This is a genomic window from Frankia sp. QA3 (genome assembly GCF_000262465.1).
Classification (GTDB): Bacteria; Actinomycetota; Actinomycetes; order Frankiales; family Frankiaceae; genus Frankia.
The window spans coordinates 4,190,758-4,209,535 of sequence record NZ_CM001489.1 but is presented as its reverse complement, the minus strand read 5'-3'; the positions used below and the strand labels follow the sequence as shown (position 1 = coordinate 4,209,535).

Annotated in this window: 15 protein-coding genes; 10 read left to right on the top strand and 5 right to left on the bottom strand. The window is 73.0% G+C overall.

The features are described from left to right. The first annotated feature begins 70 nt into the window (after nt 1-70). The gene (locus tag FRAQA3DRAFT_RS17230; RefSeq protein WP_009740324.1) at nt 71-784 is read left to right on the top strand and encodes a response regulator transcription factor; all 714 of its coding nucleotides are present in this window, start codon (nt 71-73) and stop codon (nt 782-784) included. A 1-nt stretch (nt 785) separates the two neighbouring features. Here the strand turns inward: FRAQA3DRAFT_RS17230 and FRAQA3DRAFT_RS17225 are convergent, their stop codons facing one another. Further along, entirely contained in the window at nt 786-1,358 is a 573-nt protein-coding gene (locus FRAQA3DRAFT_RS17225) for a GNAT family N-acetyltransferase (RefSeq protein WP_009740323.1), read from the bottom strand. A gap of 312 nt (nt 1,359-1,670) precedes the next feature. Here FRAQA3DRAFT_RS17225 and secA point away from each other — a divergent pair, with 312 nt between their 5' ends. After that, nucleotides 1,671-4,622 (top strand): preprotein translocase subunit SecA, encoded by a 2,952-nt coding sequence (secA, locus tag FRAQA3DRAFT_RS17220; protein WP_009740322.1) that lies wholly within the window; start codon nt 1,671-1,673, stop codon nt 4,620-4,622. A 93-nt stretch (nt 4,623-4,715) separates the two neighbouring features. Here secA and FRAQA3DRAFT_RS17215 read toward each other — a convergent pair whose 3' ends face one another. Both FRAQA3DRAFT_RS17215 and FRAQA3DRAFT_RS31625 read right to left on the bottom strand, forming a co-directional pair. Beyond that, the gene (locus tag FRAQA3DRAFT_RS17215; protein WP_009740321.1) at nt 4,716-5,573 is read right to left on the bottom strand and encodes an Rv3235 family protein; all 858 of its coding nucleotides are present in this window, start codon (nt 5,571-5,573) and stop codon (nt 4,716-4,718) included. Nucleotides 5,574-5,600: 27 nt separating this feature from the next. Further along, nucleotides 5,601-6,182 carry a LysM peptidoglycan-binding domain-containing protein gene (locus FRAQA3DRAFT_RS31625; protein WP_051054382.1) on the bottom strand — a complete coding sequence of 194 codons (582 nt, stop codon included), beginning with the start codon at nt 6,180-6,182 and terminating at the stop codon, nt 5,601-5,603. 383 nt (nt 6,183-6,565) lie between these two features. On the opposite strand from FRAQA3DRAFT_RS31625, the gene FRAQA3DRAFT_RS17205 reads away from it, so the two are divergent. Further along, entirely contained in the window at nt 6,566-7,183 is a 618-nt protein-coding gene (locus tag FRAQA3DRAFT_RS17205; RefSeq protein WP_157467449.1) for a hypothetical protein, read from the top strand. A 53-nt stretch (nt 7,184-7,236) separates the two neighbouring features. Then, nucleotides 7,237-7,806 (top strand): hypothetical protein, encoded by a 570-nt coding sequence (locus FRAQA3DRAFT_RS17200; protein ID WP_009740319.1) that lies wholly within the window; start codon nt 7,237-7,239, stop codon nt 7,804-7,806. Nucleotides 7,807-7,839: 33 nt separating this feature from the next. Here the strand turns inward: FRAQA3DRAFT_RS17200 and FRAQA3DRAFT_RS17195 are convergent, their stop codons facing one another. Further along, nucleotides 7,840-8,076, bottom strand: a complete 237-nt coding sequence (locus FRAQA3DRAFT_RS17195) for a helix-turn-helix domain-containing protein (protein WP_009740318.1) — start codon at nt 8,074-8,076, stop codon at nt 7,840-7,842. 507 nt (nt 8,077-8,583) lie between these two features. On the opposite strand from FRAQA3DRAFT_RS17195, the gene FRAQA3DRAFT_RS17190 reads away from it, so the two are divergent. The 6 genes from FRAQA3DRAFT_RS17190 to FRAQA3DRAFT_RS17165 all read left to right on the top strand — a co-directional run bounded on the left by FRAQA3DRAFT_RS17190 (nt 8,584) and on the right by FRAQA3DRAFT_RS17165 (nt 16,105). Beyond that, complete coding sequence (locus FRAQA3DRAFT_RS17190; RefSeq protein ID WP_009740317.1) at nt 8,584-9,366, top strand: SAF domain-containing protein; 783 nt, start codon at nt 8,584-8,586, stop codon at nt 9,364-9,366. After that, the gene (locus FRAQA3DRAFT_RS17185) at nt 9,363-10,694 is read left to right on the top strand and encodes a chromosome partitioning protein (RefSeq protein WP_009740316.1); all 1,332 of its coding nucleotides are present in this window, start codon (nt 9,363-9,365) and stop codon (nt 10,692-10,694) included. The genes FRAQA3DRAFT_RS17190 and FRAQA3DRAFT_RS17185 overlap by 4 nt, the downstream gene beginning before the upstream one ends. Nucleotides 10,695-11,169: 475 nt before the next feature. Further along, entirely contained in the window at nt 11,170-11,670 is a 501-nt protein-coding gene (locus FRAQA3DRAFT_RS17180; protein ID WP_009740315.1) for a transcriptional regulator, read from the top strand. Between the two features lie 225 nt (nt 11,671-11,895). Then, complete coding sequence (locus FRAQA3DRAFT_RS17175) at nt 11,896-13,047, top strand: patatin-like phospholipase family protein (RefSeq protein ID WP_009740314.1); 1,152 nt, start codon at nt 11,896-11,898, stop codon at nt 13,045-13,047. A gap of 156 nt (nt 13,048-13,203) precedes the next feature. Then, nucleotides 13,204-13,698 carry a hypothetical protein gene (locus tag FRAQA3DRAFT_RS17170; protein WP_009740313.1) on the top strand — a complete coding sequence of 165 codons (495 nt, stop codon included), beginning with the start codon at nt 13,204-13,206 and terminating at the stop codon, nt 13,696-13,698. Between the two features lie 427 nt (nt 13,699-14,125). Beyond that, complete coding sequence (locus tag FRAQA3DRAFT_RS17165) at nt 14,126-16,105, top strand: hypothetical protein (RefSeq protein WP_009740312.1); 1,980 nt, start codon at nt 14,126-14,128, stop codon at nt 16,103-16,105. 238 nt (nt 16,106-16,343) lie between these two features. On the opposite strand, the gene FRAQA3DRAFT_RS37370 is transcribed toward FRAQA3DRAFT_RS17165, so the two are convergent. After that, nucleotides 16,344-18,341 (bottom strand): PAS domain-containing protein, encoded by a 1,998-nt coding sequence (locus tag FRAQA3DRAFT_RS37370; protein ID WP_009740311.1) that lies wholly within the window; start codon nt 18,339-18,341, stop codon nt 16,344-16,346. Between the last annotated feature and the right edge of the window lie 437 nt (nt 18,342-18,778).

The following is an 18,778-nucleotide window of genomic DNA, read 5'->3' as shown; positions in this document are numbered from 1 at the left end:
CGGCACGCCACCCCGCGTGTAGTCGCGTGGGGTGGCGTGACCGGGGTGAAAGTGGTCCTAAGGAGGTCAGATGACGGTGGAGGAGCAGCGCTCTGAGGAGGTGCTGCCGACGCCATCGGAGGCGAACCCCATCCGGGTGCTCATCGTCGACGACCATGCACTGTTCCGGCGCGGGTTGGAGATGGTGCTGGGCCAGGAGGTCGACATCGAGGTCGTCGGGGAGGCCGCGGACGGGTCCGAGGCCGTGACGATGGCGAAGGAGATGGCTCCCGACATCGTGCTCATGGACGTGCGGATGCCGCGTCGCGGCGGGATCGACGCCACGAGCGCCATCAAGGAGGCGGTGCCGAGCGCGAAGATCGTCATGTTGACGATCAGTGACGAGGAGGCTGACCTCTACGACGCGATCAAGGCAGGGGCCATGGGCTACCTGCTCAAGGAGATCTCCATCGACGAGGTCGCCGCCGACATCCGCGCCGTCTACGGCGGGCAGAGCCTGATCAGCCCGTCGATGGCGTCGAAGCTGCTCAGCGAGTTCGCGGCGATGATCAAGAACAAGGACGACCGGCCGCAGCTACCCACCCCCCGGCTCACCGACCGGGAGATGGAGGTGCTGCGCCTCGTCGCCAAGGGCATGAACAACCGCGACATCGCCAAGCAGCTCTACATCAGTGAGAACACCGTGAAAAACCACATTCGCAACATCCTGGAGAAGCTGCAGCTGCATTCCAGGATGGAAGCGGTGGTCTACGCGGTCCGGGAGAAACTGCTCGAAATCACCTGAGTCATCGGTGCAGGTTACCGGGTGGGGGTGGATCGTCCGGGAGTCGGGAGCCCACCCAGCAGTCGACTCGCCGTCCGTCGCCCACCACCAGGGCCTGTCGCAGGGTTCCCTCCAGCGTGAATCCGCATTTCTCGGCCACCCGGAGGGACGCGGTGTTGCCGACCTGGGCCCGCCAGCCAATCCGGGCCAGTCCAAGTGCCCCGAAGCCCCAGCGGGTCACGGTCGTCACCGCCTGTGACATCACGCCCTGGCCGCGGGCCGGCGCCGCGCACCAGTAGCCGAGATCGGCGTCGCCCTGGTCGGTGATGTCCAGCAGCGCGACCGAGGCGAGCAGCCCCTCGGTCGTGGCGTCGACCACCGCGAACAGTGCGCCGGTCCCGTCCGCCCAGGCGGCGGGGGCCTGCCGGGTCACGAAGTCTTCGGCGTGCCGACGTTCGTAGGGCGTGGGCACCTGCGTCCACCGCGGAATCTCCGGATCCTGGCAGGCCTCGTGCACGGCGTCGACGTCATAGGGGCGCCATGGGCGCAGATGCAGGCGGCCGGCGGTGATCTCCGCCGGTTCGAGAGACGGCATGTCTCTCCTTTTACCGGCTCGCCGCCGGCCCCGTGGCGTACCCCCGTCCACCCACCCGGGCACCCCATGGCGCCCCCGGTCGTTGGAGTGGGTGACGCCAGCGTGTCCCCGCGTCGTCGCCCCTGTTGTCCTGCTCGTTTGTGCCCACGCAATCCCCGCCCCCGGGCGTCGGTACCCGTCCCCACCCCGCACACCCCGTCCTCGACCGCGGCCGGAGGAACCGCGTCCCGATGGATGTTGTGGGGGACGGTCCAGGGGCTAGCATCGTGTGGTCGGTGCCTCGCCGACATGCCTGCCGGAGGAGTTTCGCCCGTGGTTCTAGACAAGATCTTGCGTGCCGGCGAGGGCCGGATTCTGCGCAAGCTCAAGGCGATCGCCGAGCAGGTGAACCTGATCGAGGACGACTTCACCGGGCTGTCCGACGGCGAGCTGCGCGGCATGACCGACGAGTTCCGCCAGCGTGTCGGGGAGGGCAGGGAGTCCCTCGACGACCTGCTGCCCGAGGCATTCGCCGCCGTCCGCGAGGCCGCCCGGCGCACGCTCGGCCAGCGGCACTTCGACGTGCAGATCATGGGCGGCGCGGCGCTTCATCTGGGCAACATCGCCGAGATGAAGACCGGTGAGGGCAAGACGCTGGTCTCCACTCTGCCCGCGTATCTGAACGCCCTGTCCGGCAAGGGCGTGCACGTCGTCACGGTCAACGACTACCTCGCCCAGCGTGACGCCGAGAACATGGGCCGCGTCCATCGTTTTCTCGGGCTCACCGTCGGGGTGATCCACCCGCAGATGCCGCCCCCGGTGCGTCGCGCTCAGTACGCCTGCGACATCACCTACGGCACGAACAACGAGTTCGGGTTCGACTATCTGCGCGACAACATGGCCTGGAGCGCGGACGAGCTGGTCCAGCGCGGCCACAACTTCGCGGTGGTCGACGAAGTCGACTCCATCCTCATCGACGAGGCCCGCACGCCGCTGATCATCAGCGGCCCGGCGGACCACCCGACCCGCTGGTACACGGAATTCGCCCGGATCGCCCCGCTGCTGGAGCGCGACGTCGACTACGAGGTCGAAGAGGGCAAGCGGACGGTCGCCATCACCGAGTCCGGCGTCGAGAAGGTCGAGGACCAGCTCGGCATCGACAATCTCTACGAGTCGGTGAACACCCCCCTCGTGGGCTACCTGAACAACTCGCTGAAGGCCAAGGAGCTCTACAAGCGGGACAAGGACTACATCGTCACCGACGGCGAGGTCCTCATCGTCGACGAGTTCACCGGCCGGGTGCTGCACGGCCGGCGCTACAGCGAGGGAATGCACCAGGCGATCGAGGCCAAGGAAAAGGTCGAGATCAAGCAGGAGAACCAGACCCTCGCGACGATCACCCTGCAGAACTACTTCCGGCTTTACGACAAGCTTTCCGGAATGACCGGTACCGCCATGACCGAGGCGGCCGAGTTCCACCAGATCTACTCGCTCGGCGTGGTGCCGATCCCGACGAACAAGCCGATGATCCGTAACGACCAGCCGGACGTCGTCTACAAGACCGAGATCGCGAAGTTCGACGCCGTGGTCGAGGACATCGCCGAGCGGCACGAGAAGGGCCAGCCGGTCCTGGTCGGCACCACGAGCGTGGAGAAGTCCGAGTACCTGTCCAAGGAGCTGACCAAGCGGGGCGTGCCGCACGAGGTCCTCAACGCCAAGCACCACGAGCGGGAGGCGACCATCATCGCCGAGGCGGGCCGCAAGGGCGCCGTCACAGTGGCGACGAACATGGCCGGCCGCGGTACCGACATCATGCTCGGCGGGAACCCGGAGTTCATCGCCCAGGCCGAGCTGCGCCAGCGCGGACTGTCGCCCATCGAAACTCCCGAGGACTACGAGGCCGCCTGGCAGGAGGCGCTGGAGAAGGCCCGTCAGTCGGTGAAGACCGAGCACGAGGAGGTCGTCGAGGCCGGCGGTCTGTACGTGCTCGGCACCGAACGGCACGAGTCCCGGCGCATCGACAACCAGCTGCGCGGCCGGGCCGGCCGGCAGGGCGACCGCGGAGAGTCGCGCTTCTACCTCTCCCTCGGTGACGACCTCATGCGGCTGTTCAACGCCGCCGCCGTCGAGGGAATCATGGATCGCCTCAACATCCCCGAGGACGTCCCGATCGAGTCGAAGATCGTGACGCGGGCGATCCGGTCGGCCCAGACCCAGGTCGAGGGCCAGAACTTCGAGATCCGCAAGAACGTCCTCAAGTACGACGAGGTCATGAACAAGCAGCGCACCGTCATCTACGACGAGCGCCGCAAGGTCCTCGACGGCGCCGACCTGCACGAGCAGGTGCGGCACTTCGTCGACGACACCGTCGAGGGGTACGTGCGCGGCGCCACCTCCGACGGCTACCCCGAGGAGTGGGACCTCGACACCCTGTGGACCGCGCTCGGCCAGCTCTATCCCGTCGGGGTGGAAGCGCCCGGCACCGATGACCGGGACGGGCTCACCCCCGACCACCTGCTGGAGGACATCCAGGCCGACGCGCAGGAGGCGTACGACCGCCGCGAGCTCGACCTCGGCGAAGGCGCCGACGACGAGCCGATCATGCGCGAGCTGGAGCGACGGGTCGTCCTCGCCGTGCTGGACCGCAAGTGGCGCGAGCACCTCTACGAGATGGACTACCTGCAGGAGGGCATCGGCCTGCGGGCGATGGGGCAGCGCGACCCGCTGGTCGAATACCAGCGCGAGGGTTTCGACATGTTCCAGACGATGATGGAGGGCATCAAGGAGGAGTCCGTCCGCCTCCTGTTCAACGTCGAGGTCCAGATCGCCGGCCAGGAGAGTGAGGCGGCCCCCGCGGAGAGCGTCTCGGTCGCTCCCGCGGCTCCGGCGGGAGCCGCTGCCCTGCCCGCATCGGTGGTGCCCGTGGCCCTGCCGGAGGATGTGCCCGCCTCGGGCGACAGGGCGGCCGCGCGCCGGACGCCACCGGAGGCCCCGGCTGCGCCGGCGCCGCCCGCCGCGCCGCCGGTCTTCGTCAAGGGCCTGGAGCCGCGCCGCCCGACCGGTGGGCTTCGCTACACCGCGCCGTCGGTCGACGGGGGCTCCGGACCGGTCACCACCCTGGACTCAGGCGCCGAGCCGCCGGTCGGTGGCGGCGCGGCTCGTGGCGCCGGCGGGTCGGTGACGGGGGCGAGTGCCCGCCCCGCTCGCAACGCCCCCTGCCCGTGCGGCTCGGGTCGCAAGTACAAGCGGTGCCACGGCGATCCCGCGCGGCGCAACGCCGAGTAGGGGCGCCGCCCGCACCCTCCGCTCCCGACCGCCGGACAACGGGCAACACCCGCGGTCCGGCGCCGGGAAGCGGACACTGTGATCCCCGCTCGGTCAGCCGACCTGCAGGGTCGTGACTCGCCAGCGGCCGCCCGCGGCCTCCATCCGCAGCGCCAGCGCAGCCGCCCGCGCGCCGCGGCTGATCACCGCCGACACCTCGGCCACGCCCGGCCGCGGTTCACTCACCCGCACGCTGCGCACCTGCCCGCGGCGGCGGTCGCTGAGCTGCGCGGCGATGCGTTCGAGATCGCTCTGAAGCCGGGGCGTCGTCCAACCGGCGAGGTGGGACACGGGCCGGACGCCGCCGAGTGCCTCGACGATCGCCCGGACGACGATCACGGCGGCCTCCCGCGCGGGCGCTACCGGCCGGCCGGTAGCGGGGGCGCGGGCCGGTCGGCGTCCCGTCGCAGGCAGATCGCCTGAGGCCGGTCGCAGCGGTCCCGCCTCGGTGAACACCTGCTCCGGCACGGCCAACTGCCGGGGCGAGCGGTCCACGGTGACGGTGCCGCCACCAGCCCGCTGCTCGCCGCTGCGGGGGCCGCTCGGGTGGTCCGCGGCCGTGTCCGGGCAACCCGTGCCCGTTCGGTCGGTATCCGCGTGGCTGCTCTCCGGGCGCTCGGTGGTTCTGCCGCCGGGGGGAGTGGCGGGGCGGCCCCCGCCACGGCTGCCGGTGGATCCGCGGCGATGGCCGCCCCCGCCGGGATCGGCCGCGGGTCGGGCGGTCCGGTCGGCGGCGCCGCCGGCTCGCCGGGCGGGCCGGATCCGAGTGTGGGACGGCCGGCCGGTGGTACTCACGGGGGCGGGCTCGATCTCGTCGTCGTAGGGGGGTTCGTTCGGGGTGACGGGGAGCAGCCGCATGCCGGGGACCGACTGTGGTCGCCGGGGCAGGGTCAGGGCACAGGTGGCGGTCACGGCAGGCTCCGATGGTGGCGGGCGGGGTCAGGGCCCGGATGGCGGTCTGAGGCGTTGGCCGGGAAGGATCACGTTCGGGTCGTGGCCGATCACGTCGGAGTTCGCGGCCCACCAGCGGGGCCATTCCGCCGCGATCTGCTCGTGCGTGGCGGTGGGGCCGAGATGGCGGGCGGCGATCGTCCACAGGTTGTCCCCGCGCAGGACGACGACCTCCTCGGCCTCGCCGCGTGGCGACTGACCGGTGCCCGACGGGCTGGCGGGAACGCCCGTGCCGCGGTGGGAGGACGGGACCAGCGGGTCGCGTGCCGGCGCCGAGGAGGCGGGTGTGGGTTTCGGTGCGGGCGCCGTCGAGGCACCGCCGGCGGGGGCCGGGCCGGTCGGTGCCGTCGACGGCGTCGCGGTGCGCGGCGGATCAGTGGCCGGGCGCTCGAGATCCGGCCAGCTCGCCGACGTGCGGGCCGTGGTGAGCCGGACGGGGGGGCCGGGGTCAGGGGCCGCCGGAGCGCCGCTCTGGGCGGCGTCCGGAGATCGGGGCGGCGTCGACGAGGTCGACGCCGGTGCTGTCGCGTGCATGTCGACGACGGGGATGGCCTCGCCCAGGCCCGGCACGGAGATCGTCGGGCTGGTACCCGCGGTCGAGGCCGGGGCGTGGATGGGCGTCGAACCGGCCGACGGTGGGCTCTCGGGAGCGGCGGCCGATTGGGCCGGTGCGGCGCCGGGGGAGCGCGTGGCCGTCGTCGACTCGGCGGCTCCCCCCCGGGGCGGCGGAGGCGGGGCGGCCGAGGTCGGGCAGCCGGGGGCATGGCCATGGCGGGGCGATCGAGGTCGGGCAGCCCGGCCGCACCGGGGGAGGCCGGGCCCGAACGGACGGCCTCGCCGCGGTAAGCCACGTCCTGCACCCGGGGTCCGGCCGCGCCGGTGCCGGCCGCGTCGCCCTGGACCGGGCCGGGCACCCCCGCGGCCGGGCGGTCGAGGGACGGCAGGCCGGTGGCGTGACCCGCGGCCGCTGCCGGCGCGCCCGGCGCGCCCCCGAGGCCGACCGCCGCCGGGCGGCCGAGGTCGGGAAACGTCGCTGGCGCCGTGACGCCGATCCCGGGGCCCGGGTGGCTGCCGGCGGCCACGGCGGGCATCGCCGCCATGACCGGGGCGACGCCGGCGACCAGGGTGACGCCGAGGCCGAGCTCGATCAGCCGGCGCACCGCGCGGGGCAGGATCAGGCGGGCCAGCGCCGCGCTGAGCCGGCCGACGCCGCCGGGGATGGCGGCGGCCACGCCGAGCAGGACGCCCAGGCACAGCCAGAGCAGGCACAGCCATGCCACCGCGCCGACGACCGTGACGAGGGCCTGCTCGGGCGCCGCGGTGAACCAGTCCGGCACGTCGCCGACGCTGCCCGGCAGGTCCGCCAGCCGGGGGCCGAAGACGATCAATATGATCGCCGTGCCCACGGCTCCGGCCGCGCCGGCGAACAGCGCCAGCGTCCGCCGAGCCGCTCCCGCGATCATCGTCGCCTGCTCCTGTCTGCCGGATGTCGTCGAACGACTTCGTTTGCCTATGTTTGGTTGTGTAAACCTCTGGCGTCCCACTGTCAATCCCGCTTGCGTCGTGCGTGAGGGATCGAGTCGGCCGGCGTGCAGCGGAACGTACCCGTACGGGAGGAGACCTGATGCGTTGGGAGGACCTGTTCGCGGACCTGGAGCTGCAGTGGGAGGCGAACGAGGCCGCGGAGCTCGCCGCCGAGCTCGCCGACCGCAGCCGCCGGGAGGCCGCCTACCTGCGGCTGATCGATCGCCTGCGGCCGGTCGTGGGATACCCGGCGCGCTGCCGGGTGCTGGGCGGGCAGCGGGCGCCCGAGACGCTGCACGGCACGCTGTCCGCGCTGGGGGTGGACTGGTTCCTGCTCGCCGAGCCCGGCGCGACGGAGGTGCTGGTGCCGATGCGGTCGCTGCTCGCGGTCGAGAACCTGCCGGTCGTCTCCGCCCAGCCGGGTCACGAGGGGCCGCTGGCCGCGAAGCTGGACCTGCGGTACGTGCTGCGCGGGCTCGTTCGCGACCGCTCCGCGTGCACGCTGCTGCTCGTGGACGGGACGAGCCTGCACGGGACTCCGGTGCGGGTGGGGGCGGACTTCCTGGAGGTCGCCGAGCATGCGGTGGGCGAGTTCGCCCGCCGTGGGCGGGTCCGGTCGGGGTGGACCATGCCGCTGGACGCGATCGCCTACGTGCGCCGCATCCCCTGAGCCCTCCGGCGCGGTTTGGCGGTCCGGCGCGGATCAGTCCTCCGGCACGGCCTCGTTGCGGCTCATCGGATTGGCCGCGACGAAGGCTCTGGTCTGCTCGTAGGCGCGCTGGATGTACGCCTCCAGCTCCGAGCGCTCCACCCGCCACTGCCCCCGACCGCCGATCTTGATGGCGGGGAGCTCGCCCGAGCGGACGAGGGCGTAGGTCTGACTGGACGAGATGTTGAGGATGTCCGCCACATCGCTCAGTTGAAGGAAGCGGTCGTTCATCAAAGTCCTCCTGCTGAGGGCGGATGTCTCTCCTCACGTGTGTATCAGAGATTCCACTACTCATCGCGTCCAGATGCGTCAGCTTGTGGATAACTACGCGCGGACGCGACCGAAAGCCCTCGCTCGCCGATGTTCTGGTTCGCTTCCCCCCGGATCTGCCGCCGCCGGCCGGCATCGGGGGCCCGGCGGGCCCCCGACCTGCGTCATAACCCGCGTGCGACGTCGGAGAACGGTATGGCAGCCGGGCCCGGTGACGCGAAAATCGCGTGGCTTCGTCCCGATCGCGCATCGCATCGGGCCGGCTGCGCGTCCAACCGGGTGAGCTCAGGACACCCGGGATGTCGCTGCGCGCGGGCGGTCGGCCGACACCGATTGTCGACGGTGGCGTTCCGCAGCGGAATCCTCGCTGGTTTCGGTGGGTTCGGAGCCTTCGACCGCGTACGCTCTGCGACCGGAAGGTGTGAACATGCACCAAAGGTCCGGCCAGGAGAAAAGGGAGGTCTCCCGGTGACCGAGCTCGCCGCGGCGCCGGTCCGTTCCGAGGCGCCCCCGCCGCCGGGCTCGCCTCCCGCCCGCCGGCTGACCCGGCGGCGTTGGCGGGACTCCCGGCTGCTCGTCGGGGTGCTGCTCGTGCTCGTCTCGGTCGTCGTCGGGGCGCGGCTGTTCGCGTCGGCGGACTCGACCCGGCAGTGGGTGGTGGCGAAGGCCGGCCTGCCCGCCGGGCACGTCATCGTCCAGGGGGACCTCACCACGGTGTCCGCCCGGCTCGATGCCAGGACGTCCGACCGCTACTACCCGGGCAGCCGCCTGCGCGACCTGACCGGTGCCACCCTCGCCCGGCCCGTCGACGCCGGGGAGCTGGTCAGCGGAGCCGACTTCGCCGGGCGGAACACGCAGTCCACCAGGCTGGTCCCCGTCATCGTCAAGGCGGGCCGGCTGCCTGCCCTCGAGCCCGGCGACCACGTCGACGTCTACGTGTTCTCCGCCGGGGCCGCGGCGGCCACCGGCTCCGGGGACCAGGCCGGCGACCAGCCGAACCAGCCGAACCAGCCGGCGCCGGCCGCGGGGGCCGGCGCCGAGTCGCTGGTCCTGCACGACGTCGAGTTCGTCGGGCTGGAGAAGCTGGCCAGCGGCGACCGCTCGCTGACGCTGCGGGTGCCGGTCGACAACGCGATCCAGGCGGTGGCGGCGTCCCAGAGCGAACGGGTCGACGTCGTGAAGCTCGAACGGGACTCCCGCGGCGGCGTCGGCTCGACTGGACCGACCACCGTGGCGGGGTACGGCCGGTGAGCCTGCCGATCCTGACCGCGGTGACCGACTCCGAGGTCGAGGCCGGCCTGGTCTCGGCCTTCGATCGCCGCGACCTCGGCGTCACCGTGGTCCGCCGCTGCGTCGACCTGCCGGATCTGCTGGCCGCGGCCACGACCGGTGCGGCGCGGGCGGCGCTGCTTTCGGCCGATCTGCGCCGGCTGGACCGCGATGCGCTGACCCGGCTGGCGATGGCCGGCATCGCGGTGGTCGGCCTGATCGCGCCCGGGGACGAGGACGCCGACCGTCGGCTGCGCCAGCTCGGTGTCGCCGCGGTCATCCCCGCCGACGCCACCGCCGAGGTGGTCGCCGGCGCCGTCGTCGAGGCCTCCCGCGCGCTCGCGTCGCACGCCGCCGCCCCGTCGGCCTGGCCGGCCGCCTCCTCCTACAGCGAGCCGCTGCTGGGCTTCGGGCAGCTCGCCCCGGCCGGCACCAACACCGACGGCCTCGCCCTCGGCGAGCCCGGGGGCGGCCGGGTGATCGCGGTCTGGGGGCCGGCCGGAGCGCCAGGGCGCACGACGATCGCGCTCTGTCTCGCCGCCGAGATCGCCGCGCTGGGAACCTCGACGCTGCTGGTCGACGCCGACTCCTACGGCGGGGCGATCGGCCAGCTCGTCGGCCTGCTGGAGGAGGCGCCGGGGCTCGCCGCCGCGGCCCGGTCGGCCAACCAGGGCCTGCTCGACGTGCCGCGGCTGGCGATGCTGTGCCGGGACCTGGGCGAGGGCCTGCGGGTGCTGCCCGGTATCTCCCGGCCGTCGCGGTGGCCCGAGCTGCGCCCGGCGTCCATCGAGACGGTGCTGTCGATGGCCCGGCGGCTGGCGTCGTACGTGGTGGTGGACTGCGGCTTCTGCCTGGAGGCGGATGAGGAGCTGTCGTTCGACACCGCCGCGCCGCGGCGTAACGGGGCGACGCTCGCGGTGCTGGAGGCGGCCGACGTCGTCCTCGCGGTCGCCTCGGCGGAACCGGTTGGTCTGGTCCGCTTCGTCCGTGGGCTGGCCGATCTGCGGGAGACCGTGCCGGGGGCCGACCCGCTCGTGGTGGTCAACCGGCTGCGCGCCTCGGTCGTCGGCGGCGACCCGTCCCGGGAGGTCAGCCGGGCGATCCTGCGACACACCGGGACGGAGCCGGTCGCGCTCGTGCCCTACGACCTCGCCGGGCTGGACGCCGCGCAGGTCGCGGGTCAGCTCCTGCGGGACATCGCGCCCACCTCCCCGGCCCGGCTGGCGATCCGGGACCTGGCCGGTCGGCTGGCCGGGCGGCCCGAGATCTCCCGCCGGCGCAGGGGTGGGTTCCGCCGCCAGTCGCGGTAGGCGATCGCCGCCCCCGCCATCCGCCCACCGCCCGCTCTCCGCCCCCGGCGAGCGTGGCCCGCCGGATCGACCGATGGCAACTCACCGTTACGCCCTTGGCATAACTGTGACATAAAGTATTCGTCTTGTCATGCATGTGTAGTGGGTGCGGTTACAGCGAGCGATTCATGGGCATCGCTGAGTGGAACGGTTCCGGTCGAGAAGTGAGGGTGATCTTACTCAAAGCTTCCGGCGAGATGAGGTCGACCACGTATTGATGTCGATCTGATGCGCTGCGAAGTGAAAGGGTGAATGCATGTGCAGTCATGCTGCAGAGAGTGAGGCAATGTCTGCCTGCGTTAGGATCCCCTTTCGGCAACGTTACGTTAGTGTTGAACAAGCCTCGAAGGTGCCATCCGGAGCACGGTCGCAACCGCGTCCGGCGAGCCGGGAGGCGCAAGGATGCTCGGGCGAGACGGCTTGGGGGGTGTGTCGGGTGAGCCGGGAGTACGCGAAGGCGGTGGGCGCCCGCCTGCGGGCGATTCGGATACAGCAGGGGCTGTCGCTCCAGGGGGTCGAGCAGAAGTCGCGAGGCCGCTGGAAGACCGCCGCCGTCGGTTCCTATGAGCGCGGGGACCGCATGATCAGTGTCCACCAGCTCTCCGAGCTCGCCGGCTTCTACGGCGTGCCGGTGTCGGCGCTGCTGCCCAGCGAGGACCAGCTGCCCCCGCGCGAGCGCCGCCCGCGCACGGTCCTGAACCTGGAAAAGCTCAGCGAGGCCCCGCCCGACTCCTCCGCGCTCGTCCGGCGCTGGGTGGCACAGATTCAGCGCCAGCGCGACGACTACGCCGGGCACGTGCTGTCGATCCGTGACGGCGACGTGCGCGCGCTGGCCCTGCTGCACGACACCACGCCGCAGGAGTTCGCCGAGCGCCTGCGCAACTGGGGCGTCCTGGAGACGAGTTTCCCCGAGGAGAGCGAGGAACCGCCGGAGTAGTCCGGTGGCCCGTCCGGGCGCGTCACGCGCCGCAGGGAACGAACGGTCGACGCGGACCGTGGACTGCGACTGTCCCATCCCCGGGAGGCCCCACGCGGCGCAACCGCCGCCGGCCGACCGGTCCAGGTGCGACCGGGCGGCCCACATGGCAGCGGGCGGACCGGGGCGGCAGGTGGCCCAGCGCAGGGCGCATCCCCTCCCGGCCGTCGCGCCGGGAGGTGGACAATGACCAGAAGGCGGGCCGCGCGCAGCGGCCTGGTCCTCGGCGCAGGCGGAGTCCTCGGCTCCGCCTGGATGATCGGTGCCATGCGGGCCGTCGAGACCGAGACGGGCCGCGACCTGGGCAATAGCGACCTGGTGGTCGGCACCTCGGCCGGCTCCGTCGTCGCGGCGCTGCTCAGCCTCGGCATCGGCATCGACGTGATGGCCAACTCCGAGCGCGGGCTGTACGAGGCGGGCGACCCCGTCCTCGACTATCGCGACCTCGGCGCGTCCCTCCCGCCGCGGCCCCGGATGCGGATGGGCTCCCCGCGACTGCTCACGGCCAGCGCGCTGCACCCCCGGCACGCCTCGCCGATGGTCACCCTGGCGGCAATCCTGCCGCAGGGCCGCGGGAAGATCTCCGCAGTGGGTGACCTGGTCTCGGCCGCGATGGACCGCAAGGGACTCGACCTCGCCGACTGGCCCACCCCGCCGGCCCTGCGGGTCGTCGCGATGAACTTCGACACCGGCCACCGGGTGCTGTTCGGCTCGCCCGACGCGCCCCGGGTGACGCTGCCCGAGGCGGTCATGGCCTCCTGCGCGATCCCCGGCTGGTACGCCCCGATCGAGTCCAGCGGCCAGCGCTTCGTCGACGGCGGGACCCGCTCGCCGACGTCGGTCGATCTGCTCGCCGACGCCGGCCTCGAGGAGGTGCTCGTGCTCGCACCGGCCTGCTCGCTGGCCAGCGACCGCCCCCGCGGCGCCGTGGCCATGGTCGAACGGCAGGTTCGGCGGGCCGCGACCCGCCGGCTGCTGCGGGAGGTCGAGCTGGTCGAGGCCGCAGGCACTCGGGTGACGGTGCTGTCCCCCGGACCGGAGGACCTGGCGGTCATGGGCGGCAACCTGATGGACCTGACCCGCCGGGCCGAGGTGTTCGAGACCAGCCTGCGGACCACGCGCGCGGCCCTGCGGGCGAGTGCACGTTCGCGGCCCCGGCCCCGGCCGGCCCGCGCCGGGCAGGGCGTCACCACCGGTGCCGGTACCACCACTGGTTCCACCGCGACGACCGGCGCCCGCCCTGCCACCGGGACCGAGACCGGCACCCACGGCGGTCCCGGCGCCGAGGGGGGCGCCGGTCCGCCGGGGGGCCGGCTCGGCCTGGACCTGGCCGGCTGATCCGGGCGGTTCCACGACATGGCACCGACCCGCTCCCGCCCGCCGCGTCCCGGCGGCGCGGCCGAGACCGCGCCCGTAGCGCCCATCCGGCCCGTACCGCCCAGCCGGTGGGACCCTCGTTGTTCGTCCGGCGCGACTGGTTGCGAGACTGGTCGGGTGCGCATCTACCTGCCGTCCACGCTCAACGCCGCGCGATCGGTGTGGGAGTCCGGGCAGGTGCCGGCCGGGACCGGCTTCGCGGTCACGCCTGCGCTGCGTGAGTGGTACGCCCAGTCGGAATCCGAGGAGGAGCTGGAGTACGCGGTGTTGCACGACGCTGCGCGCGCCAGCCTGCGCCTGCTCGACGCCGACCCGGCGGCGCCGCGCCGGCGCGTGGTCTTCGTCGCGGACCTCGCCGACGGCGACGTCCGCGTCCGTGACGACCTTGAACGAGGCGCCGTCGAGGTCGACTTCCCGGTGCCGTGGTCGGCCGTCGGAGCGATCCATGTCGACGACGGCGGCGACGAGGACGTCCTCGACGCGGTGGCCGAGGCGGCGGATCACATCGTCGAGGCCGACCTCGGCGGCGAGGACGCGGCCTTCACCGTCGACAGTGTCGAGGGCTTCGAGCTGCTCTGGTTCGCCCCGCAGGAGCTGCCCGACCTGCTGTGAGCAGACCCGTCTCGCCGTTCGCGGGCGTGCGGGCACCCGGGCGCTGCTCGGTGCGAGACAGGCCACACCCATTGATGGTTCGTTGGGTCGCGACGTCTGGACCGGTGCTCACCCGGCGTGAAATGTTGGCGTCGGGCGGCGTTTGCGGTGGCCATCCGTTCCATCGCGATGGTCCTGGCTCGCCAATCGGCGTCCGCGGCCGGCTTTTCTCCACGCAAACCGGTCCGGATGGACAACGGTTGTGCCTCCCCGGGGTACTGCCGATGTCGCGTGTTGCGAATAATGCGTAGGAAGGCCGTGAGGTGCCGGCCGGGTCTCCGCCCGGTTGGTGTCGATGGTCCGTTTTCCCCAACACCCTTCGTGCCGGGATGCCGGCCCGGGCGGGCGTGGATCTCGACAACCCACCGCGTAAGGAGGCTGGCAGCCCATGCTGTACCTCGCCGGGCAGATCCTGGCGTATGTGCTGGTGGCGATGTTCATCGGTGCCGCGCTGGCGTGGGTGTTCCTGATCGCCCCGCTGCGCCGGCAGGTGCGCCAGACCCGCGACGGTCGACCGGATCCCGGGGCCGGAGCCGACGCGCCGACGCCTGCGGCCCAGGTGACCGCGGCCCAGGTGACCTATGCCCAGGTGACCGACGGCCGGGTGACCGACGTTCCGGTGACCGCGATCGCGCTGCCGCCGTCCGCTGGGGCGTTGGGGGGCGGGACCGCGGTCGTGGGCGGCTTCGAGGCCGGTCTGGAGCCTGCCGAGCGCGCGGATCCCGCGGCAGCCGACGGCGACCGGCTCGGGCATGACGCGTTGCCCGGGACGGACACGCGGTTCGGGACCGACGGGCGGCTCGAGGACGGCACCGAGCTCGCCGATGGCGAGCCCTCGGCGGACCCGGTCGCGGCCGGTGCGTCCGCGCCCGATGCGGTTGGGGCGGAACTGGCCACCACCGGGCCGATCCCGCTGCCGATCAACGCCGTGCGTGTGGGCGAACCCGTTGCCGGGCTCGTTGCCCTGCTGCGCCGGCAGCGGGACGACGCCGCCCTGGAGAAGGCCGACCTGACCGCCCGCCTCGCCGTGGCCGAGCAGCGGGCCGCCGAGTCCGAGCAGCGGATCGGTGCCGCGGAGCGGCACGCCATGACAGCGAGCGCCCGGGTCGAGGAGATCGAGGCCACGCTGCGGGCCAGGGTCGAGGCGGCGACGGCCGCGTCCGGCGCCGGGACCGGGGGCGGGGGGCGGGGAGCGGACACCGGGTCGCCGGCTGCCCCGGTCACCACCGCGGCCGACACCGGGCCCACCGTCGCGGAGCTCGCGCGCGAGGCCGAGCTGCTGCGCCAGCAGCTGATCGAGGCGGAGGGCCGGGCCGCCAAGTTCTCCTCCCGGCTGGCGATGGCGCGCACCGAGGCGGAGGATGCCCAGCGCCTCGTCGTGACCATGACCACCCGGCTCGACCGGCATCAGGCCGAATGGGCCGCCGAACGGCTCGGCCTACTCGGCCGGATCGCGAAGACCGAGGCCGCACTCGGGCGTGGCGCCGAGGCCGAGCCCGCCGCCGCGACTGCGGAGCCCACCGCCTCCGCCCCCGAGACCTCCGGGACCGGGCGCGGGGTGGAGAACTCTGCCGCCGTCGAATACGCCAAGATCGTCGGTACGGCGAAGGCCGTGGCTTCGGCACGGGCATTCGGCTCCGCCCGGGCCGCCGCGCCGACCCGCACCGCCGAGTCGGCCGGCGTTGTCGAGTCGGCCGGCGTTGTCGAGTCGGCCGATGTTGTCGAGTCGGCGGGGCTGGAGAAGTCGGCTGGGGTCGCCGGGCCGGTGCACGAGGACGAGCTGGCCGGGGGCGCCGAGTCCGCTCGGCTCGCCGAGTCGGCGCTGCCGGATTCGGTCGGCGCTACCCTCACTGCGGCCCCGGCCGGCACCGGGACGGCGGTTTCGCCCGCGGGCGAAACCGAACCGGGGTGCCCGGGCCCGCTGGGCGTGGCTGGAATGAGGACCGGAACCTCGGGCGTCACCAAGGAGCGGCCGTCGGCAAAGGAGCGGCCGTCGGCAGTGGCCGGGGCTCCGGCTCCGACCGGAACCGGGCCTATCACCACGCCGGGCGTGCGAGTGGGCGCCACGGGCGAGCAGGCCGCAGGCGGCCGGGTCGTTCAGGAGTCCGCGCCGCGCTGGAACGGGTTGCTCGATCCGGGTGTCGTCGGCGGCGACAACCTCAAGGAGATCGTCGGCGTTGGCCCGGTGATCGAGTCGCGGCTGCGGACGCTGGGCATCACGACCTTCAGCCAGCTCGCCGAGATGGGCGATACCGACGTCGACCGGCTGGCCCGCAAGCTCGACGGCTTCGGTGACCGGATCATCTCCGACGACTGGGTCGGTCAGGCCCAGGATCTCCAGGCGCGCCACTACGGCGGCGTCTACTAGCCGAGCACGTTCGAAGTCCAGGCCGTCCCGGCGGCTCGCGGCTCGGGGTTCTGGCCGCCGCCTGTCGCATCCTTGCGTGATCGGTCGGGCGCAGAATCGTGCCGAGGGCTAGGCACGGTCTGCGCCCGGAATGCCGTCGTAATGCCGTCGGAATGCCGTGCTCATCACTCGGCATGATCTGACCGCTGAGGGGCGGGGGCGTCGCCGGGGCGTATGGAGCGGCGACGCCCGGTCGCGCTCACAGCCCGGAGATGAGCCCCTCGATCTCGGCCTCGAGGATCCGGCGGTCGGTGACGTCGCTGTAGAGCCACAGGTGGCCGCGGTAGCCGTCGGCCGCGGCCAGCGCTATGTGGCTGCGCTCGAAGACGCGGCCGTCGGCGAACATGACCGGCTCACGACGCAGCGTCCGGCGCCGGCGCAGCAGGGTGTCCAACCGGGCGGCGAAGCCGGACGGGTCGTCGACCAGCCCGGCCCGGGGCCGCAGATGCCGACGGCAGTCCGTGCCGACCAGGTCGACGGGCGAGTCCGCCAGGTCGAACAGGTCGCAGTACATCTGGTTGACGGCGACGATGATGCCGTCGCGTTCGGCGATGAGGACCGCGGTCGCAAGCTCCGCGAGCAGGGTCGTCAGCCAGCGCTCCCGGTCCCGGCAGGCCTCCTCGATCCGCCGCATCTCCGCGAACAGGCAGCCGCAGCCCTCGGCCGGGTGCCGTCCGTCGGCGTGCGGAGGGCGTGGATGCAGGTCGGCGTCCTCGTCGCGGTGCAGGACGACCGCGGCGCGCCACTCGGCGCCGGGTGGGAGCGCGCCGCGAGGGTAGCTCGGCAACCGGTCCTCCGCGGTCTCCCGCGGGGCCGGACGGCCGGGTGTCGGCTCGCCGGGGACCGGCCGGCGGGGCAGGGGGATCGTCCAACGCCGATTCGCCGCGGCGTCGTCCGCATCGGGCCACCGCGCCGGTGGCCCGGACAGGGGGTGCCCGGTTCCGGCGGGATGACCGAATCCGGGACCGCTGATGCCCTCAGTGCCGCTGATGCCCTCAGTGCCGCCGGTGCCCTCAGTGCCGCCGGTGCCCGCCGGGCGGCGGCCGGGCTGGTCGGCGGCGCCACCCGCGCCGAGGTCCGGCATGGGATCGGTCGGGCCGTCGCCGGACCCGTCCGGTCCCCTCGCCTCGCCCCGCGGGTCCGCGGCGCCTTGCCCAGGTGACCGGCCGGTCCCGGTCGGCTCCCCGAGCCGGTCCGGGTGTGGGTGGCCAGGCCAGGTCGGCTCGCCGAGCCGGTCCGGGCCGTCGGTGTGGTTCGGACTGTCCGAGTGGCCTGGGCCTGCCGAACCGTCGGTCCAGCGGAACGGGTCGTCGGCGGACTCGCTGAAGGCCCGGGCGGCGTCGTCGAACGGGTCATACCCCCCCAGCCCGTGGGACAGGCCGTAACGATCGGGCCCGCCGGGCAGGATGCCATCCGGTTCGAGATCCTCCCGGCCGAACAGTTCGTGGCCGAGTAGCTGCTCGTCGAGGAAGTCCGCGTCGAAGGCGGTGAGTTCCAGTGCCGCCTCCCCCCGACGCAGGCGCTCCAACTCGATCTCCTCCTCGGCTCGGCGGTCCGCTTCGGCCTGCTCCTCGGCGAGCCAGGCGAGCGCGTCCCGCTCGTTGACGCGTCGCGAGGATTCGTTCGGCTCGGCGGGCGAGGTGGCGTGTTCGGCGTCGCCGGCGGCGGGATGCTCAAATCGGCCGTCGGGGTGCGTGTGGCCGTCGGGGTGCGCGTGGCCGTCGTGGTGCGCCGGGGCGTCCAGGCCGTGGGCGTCGCGGTTGTCGGTGCCGCGGTTGTCGGTGCCGCCCGCGGTGGGCGCGCCGACGGGGGCCGGGGTGAGGGTGCCGACGAAACGGCGCCGCCCGTCGCCGGCGGACGTCGCCACTGTCTGAATGATCGCCCGCCGGGCCGCCCCGTCTGGCCGGACCAGTCGGATCTGCACGGAGAACCCGTCGCCATGCGTGACCAGGCGCCGCCAATGGTCGCCCACGGTGGCAACGTCGTCGGGATGGACGACTCGGTCCCATCCCCAGCCGACCGCCTCGTCACGGGGAAGTCCGGTCAGTTCGGACCACGGCCGGTTCACAAAGAGATGCCGGCCGACCGCGTCGGTGGCGAATACCGCCACCGGGCAGTTCTCGACAATTCGCCAGAACATTTTCCAAGCGGTCTTGTCGAACATGTCCGACGGTTGGAAATCCCGGTTGCCGCTCATCGGGTTGCCCCTTTCGAGCCGCGTGTAGCAGGCCGCAGGCAGGTCCTCGGCAGCGCCGCCGTGGTGGGCGGACGGGCTTCTCGCGAGCGGTTGGTGAGCCCGCGGATCGATGGCTGACCGGACACGGAAGGGACCCCCGAGGCAGGCGTTGGTGGCTTACCGGGTGAGATCGGCGGGGTGGGGGAGGCTCCACCGGTCGACCCAGCAGGCGATTGCGGCTTCATGGATGTGCGGGTTAGGGACCGCCGCGAGGCTACCGCCTCCGGGGCGATTCGGCCGCGAAATCATGCGGGCGTTTCCGGGGCGGTCGGTTCACCGCCGGCCTGCGGGATGTACGCGCAGAGCGATGGTGGCGACCCGATCCGCAACCGCACTCCGGATGCGGAGAGTGACTGCATTGGCGGTCAAGGTGGGACGCTGTGCACACCGTGACCTGT

Bases quoted from the DNA above. Each gene is read 5' to 3' on its own strand.
- FRAQA3DRAFT_RS17230 (WP_009740324.1), top strand. From the start codon at position 71: ATGACGGTGGAGGAGCAGCGCTCTGAGGAGGTGCTGCCGACGCCATCG.
- FRAQA3DRAFT_RS17225 (WP_009740323.1), bottom strand. From the start codon at position 1,358: ATGCCGTCTCTCGAACCGGCGGAGATCACCGCCGGCCGCCTGCATCTG.
- FRAQA3DRAFT_RS17200 (WP_009740319.1), top strand. From the start codon at position 7,237: ATGCGTTGGGAGGACCTGTTCGCGGACCTGGAGCTGCAGTGGGAGGCG.
- FRAQA3DRAFT_RS17195 (WP_009740318.1), bottom strand. From the start codon at position 8,076: ATGAACGACCGCTTCCTTCAACTGAGCGATGTGGCGGACATCCTCAAC.
- FRAQA3DRAFT_RS17175 (WP_009740314.1), top strand. From the start codon at position 11,896: ATGACCAGAAGGCGGGCCGCGCGCAGCGGCCTGGTCCTCGGCGCAGGC.
- FRAQA3DRAFT_RS17165 (WP_009740312.1), top strand. From the start codon at position 14,126: ATGCTGTACCTCGCCGGGCAGATCCTGGCGTATGTGCTGGTGGCGATG.
- FRAQA3DRAFT_RS37370 (WP_009740311.1), bottom strand. From the start codon at position 18,341: ATGAGCGGCAACCGGGATTTCCAACCGTCGGACATGTTCGACAAGACC.